Origin of the sequence: Psychrobacter sp., assembly GCF_036731945.1 — a bacterium.
GTDB lineage: Bacteria > Pseudomonadota > Gammaproteobacteria > Pseudomonadales > Moraxellaceae > Psychrobacter.
Genome location: NZ_DAINDI010000112.1, coordinates 1 through 4,902 on the forward strand (window position 1 = coordinate 1; position 4,902 = coordinate 4,902).

3 protein-coding genes are annotated in these 4,902 nt (G+C 43.9%); all 3 read right to left on the minus strand.

Translation table 11 applies throughout. From position 1 onward, the window contains the following. Positions 1 to 426 (minus strand): aldehyde dehydrogenase family protein (locus V7D75_RS14190; protein ID WP_333615083.1); only part of this gene is annotated, 426 nt, incomplete at its 3' end. Between the two features lie 368 nt (positions 427 to 794). Next, the gene (locus V7D75_RS14195) at positions 795 to 2,891 is read right to left on the minus strand and encodes a propionate--CoA ligase (protein ID WP_333615084.1); all 2,097 of its coding nucleotides are present in this window, start codon (positions 2,889 to 2,891) and stop codon (positions 795 to 797) included. Positions 2,892 to 3,203: 312 nt separating this feature from the next. After that, positions 3,204 to 4,868, minus strand: a complete 1,665-nt coding sequence (locus V7D75_RS14200) for a fatty acid--CoA ligase (RefSeq protein ID WP_333615085.1) — start codon at positions 4,866 to 4,868, stop codon at positions 3,204 to 3,206. Positions 4,869 to 4,902: the final 34 nt, after the last annotated feature.

Here is a 4,902-nt window from a genome sequence, read left to right on the forward strand (position 1 = left end):
AACGCCAAGTGGCTGCCAGATACTATAGGTGTCGACGCCTGTTGCGACGTTTTCAACAAAGTCACCAATCTGCAAATTGGCAATGCCCGCTGCATGCTCAACCACTTCTAAACCACGAAATACATCACCGCGCGCATCAGCAATGGTTTTTCCCTGCTCGGCGGTCAAGATTTCTGCCAGCTCATCCATATGCTCGCGAATCAATTCTTGATACTTTAAAAAAATACGCGCACGTGTGGTGATGGGCGTTTTTCGCCATGTCTGAAACGCTTTTTGAGCGGCAGCGACGGCTTGATTGATTTCATCGTCAGTAGTTTGCGGAACTTTGGCAATAACCTCTTGGGTGGCGGGATCAGTGATGTCAATCCATTCGCTGGTATTAGAATCAACAAATTGACCATCGATAAGCTGCTGAACGTGATGCATAAGATATCCTTATCTTGTTTGTCTGCTCACCATTTAATGGTGTGCCAGTATTTATAAAAAAGTATTCATACAAGAATATTGTTAAAAGGGATAAAAAACCATCCATTATTACCCTTTAAATATTATTTTAAAATGATTTATTTCGTATCGTTATTGACTATAGCAATAAATCAATTTTAGGGTCAAGCGCTTTATCAAACTTTTATTTGCGATAGTTGCCATCTATAAAATTTATCAGTCTAAAAACCAAAAAGCCCATGATGGTACATGAGCTTTTTATTACTTTTAAAGTTGTATTTAAAAATGTGATTAAATTTTGATTAGAATTGACAAGGCCATGTCAGTAATTCAATCAATGGCTTTTGATCTTAATAATCTTTCATCGATTTTTTAATCGCATCAATCGCCGTTGGATTGTCAAGCGTTGACATATCGCCCGTTTCATTACCTTCCGCTAAAGCACGGATAGCGCGGCGTAAGATTTTACCAGAGCGCGTTTTGGGTAATGCTTGCGGGAAATAAATCGCCGCTGGTCTTGCGATACCGCCAAGCGATTTGACCACCGCACCGATGACTTGCTGCTCAATACGGAAACGGTTTTCGGTCGTCGCCACTTGCTCATGGTCTTTTAGCACACAAAAAGCAATCGGCAACTCGCCTTTTAATTGATCTTTAATACCTACGACCGCACATTCTGCCATCTCTGGATGCGTACTGATGGCTTCTTCAATCTCTTGCGTGCCAATACGATGACCGGCGACGTTAATCACATCATCCGTTCGTCCTAAGATATAAAAATAGCCATCATCGTCGGTCACTGCATAGTCTGAGGTTGAGTAGTGCTTGCCATCAAACAGACCAAAGTAGCTGCTGATAAAGCGCTCGTCATTACGCCATACAGTCGTGAGACAACCAGGCGGCAGTGGTGCGCGAATAGCGAGTAAGCCCTTTTCACCAGCTTTACAAAGCTCGCCAGTTTCTTCATTTATCACGTGTGCATCATAACCATACATGGGATAACCAGGTGAGCCTTGTTTGTGCGGTTTATGGTTAAATTTGGGCGTATTACTTAGAATTGGCCAGCCAGACTCTGTTTGCCAATAATGATCTAAAATCGGCACCCCTAAGTGCTTGGTCAACCAATTGGCCGTTGATTCATCAAGTGGCTCGCCTGCCAAAAAGAATGACTTAAGGCTAGAGACGTCGTAGCGGGTCATCCACGTTTCATCTTGTTTTTTCAGCATACGCACACCCGTCGGTGCGGTAAATAGAATATTCACCTTGTTTGCTTCGACAATCCGCCACCAAATACCTGGGTTTGGACGATGCGGCAAGCCCTCATACATGACACTGGTCATGCCAGCGAGCAACGGCGCATAAATGGTATAAGAATGTCCAACTGCCCAGCCGATATCGGATATTGCCCAAAAAGTTTCGCCAGCTTTGCCATCGTAGATATAATCTATCGACGTCGTTAGCGCCACTGCATGACCGCCGGTATCGCGCTGCACACCCTTCGGCGTTCCAGTAGTGCCTGAAGTATACAGAAGATACGACGGCGTATTTGACTCTAACCATACTGGCTCAACAATGGCGTTGGCCTCACAACTGATACGGCGCTGGGTTGCATAATCGACATCGATAGATTTTGGCTCGAACGGCAACACGCCACGATTGACCACTAGTACATGCTCGGGCTTGATTGTCGCTTGTTCAACGCCTTGATTAACGAGGCTTTTATAATTAATCACTTTACCGCCGCGTAGACCTGCATCGACAGTGATGACCATTTTTGCCTCGGCATCATCCATACGGATGGCCAAGTTATGGGCAGCAAAACCACCAAATACCACTGAATGTACCGCACCGATACGCGCACAGGCGAGCATGGCATAAGCGGCTTCTAAAATCATCGGCATATAAATGATGACGCGATCGCCCTTCTCGATACCATGACGCTGTAGCACATCGGCGAAGTAATTCACTTCTTTATAAAGGTCGTTATAGGTCAGGCGCCGCTTGGTATAGTCAGTATAAAGCTCAACGTTATTGCCCAAGTCTTTAAAGGCATCGACTACGGCAGGAAAAGTTTCGATTAACTCTTGGTTAATTTCAGAGGATAGCCAAATAAAGGCATCTTGCTCAGCGCGCTCTGCCAGATGGCGATCAACACAGTTATAGCAAAGATTGGTTTCACCGCCAACATACCACTTAGCAAATGGCAAATTGCTGTCATCAAGAATTTGCTCAGGCTCTTTATGCCAATAAATCCGCTTGGCTTGCTCTGCCCAAAATTGCTCTTTATTATCAATAGAGGACTGATAAATATCGGCAAAGCTTTGCGCGCTATCAAATGATGGGGGAGACTCTTGGCTAGAGGATTGATTGAAGCTTTGATTATTATTGTGATTTATAGCTGGCTGGCTAGTTTGTTGAGAATTTTGACGAATGGCTTGCTCGTTCATAATGGCTGTCCTTAGCGTAAACGATGGGTAATGCTGTACGTTTTTATAAAAAACAAGGTTATAATAAGCGATACTATAAAAAGCGCTTTTATAAGAGATGATTTTATAATATGACGCTTTATAAGATACGCTCTTATTCAATACTATCATAATATAAAACTGGCTGTCCCTGCCAGAAATGAAAAACCGATACGTTATGTATCGGTTTAAAATGTAGCAGAGCTAGAGATAAAGGTCAACTACTACACATGTCAGCCATTTGATATTTTGCTTAACGCAAGCGTTTTAAACAGCTGACTATTTAATGAAGTCTTATTTCTGCTCATCGTACATTTCGCGCATGACTTTTTTATCATGTTTACCGACCGAGGTTTTTGGCAGCTCATCGACAAACTTAAACTGACTCGGCACGCCGTATTTAGGAATAATTCCCCGCGCTACCGCCTGTTCAGCAAGCGCTTTGATGTCATCGGCGTTAGTATCTTGACAGGCAGGTTTGAGTACAATCAAAGCTAGCGGACGCTCACCCCACTGTTTATCACGGATACCAATCACCGATACGTCAGCGACTGCGGGATGCAAGGATAAAATCGTTTCAATCTCTAACGATGATATCCACTCGCCGCCTGACTTGATGACGTCTTTTAAACGATCGGTGATTTTAATATAACCATCGGGGCGCATATAGGCGATATCTTGGGTATGCATATAGCCATTTTCCCACAGCTCTTTACCAGCATCGTCATTTTTCAAATAGCTCTGCGTTAGCCAAGGGGCGCGCAGCACCAACTCGCCGGTATTGTCTTTGCCCATACCGACAGGCTCGTTATCAGTATTCCATACTTGAGCGTCCACCATCAGTACTGGCTTACCCGTCATACAGCGGCGAGCAATATCTTCGTCCTCGGACATCTCAGGCTCATTGAGACTAAATTCTGTCAAGCTAATAAGCGGTGCAGTCTCAGACATGCCATAACCGGTATAAACCTCAATGTCTTGCGCCAGTGCGGCTCTCGCTAGGCCTTCAGTCAGTTTCGAACCACCGATAATCATTTTTAACCCATTAAAACTGGCATCGCGCTCTTGTGCTTCTTTGAGTACCATCTGCAAAATCGTTGGTACGCAGTGGGTGATACTGACCTTTTCATTGATAATCAAATCCATTAACACGTCAGGTGCGTAGCGACCTGGATACACTTGTTTTAGACCAACCATCGTGGCAGTAAACGGGAAGCCCCACGCATGAACGTGGAACATCGGCGTCATTGGCATATAAACATCGCCGTAACTGACGCCTTGTTTATTGGGCAGCATACCCAAGGTCGCCGCTTCCGTAAGACTGTGCAAGACCAGTTGGCGGTGGCTAAAAAACACCCCTTTCGGATCGCCTGTTGTACCTGAAGTATAAAAAGTCGTGGCGTTGGTGTTTTCATCAAAATCTGGAAAATCAAACTCGCTACTGGCGGCCTCTAACAATGCTTCATATTCTCCAGTGACGCGATTTTGATTACCGCCAAAGACGCCTTCATGTGACACGCCATTGTCATCAAGCCAAATAATATGCTCAATGCTAGAGTTTTCAAACTGATAGTCTTTCACCAATGGCGCAAATTCAGAATTGAGTAGCAATACTTTTGGCTTAGCATGATTGATGGTATAGAGGATTTTTTCAGGTGACAGGCGGATATTGACGGTTTGCAAAATATATTCTGACATCGGTACGGCAAAATACGATTCTAAGTAGCGATGACTGTCCCAATCCATCACCGCAATCACATCACCGGCAGCAAGGTTTAAGTCTTCTAAGACATTGGCTAAACGATTGATACGCCCAAACAACTCTTTATAAGTGAGGCGTTTTTTATCGGCATAAATAATTTCTTGCTCTAGCGATACTGTTTTGGCACGGTTTAATAGTTGCTTGATGATTAACGGATAATCGTAAGCTGACGGCGCACTATGATAAATATTTGACATAAATTTAACTTCCTTGTGGGTGATTTTAATTATT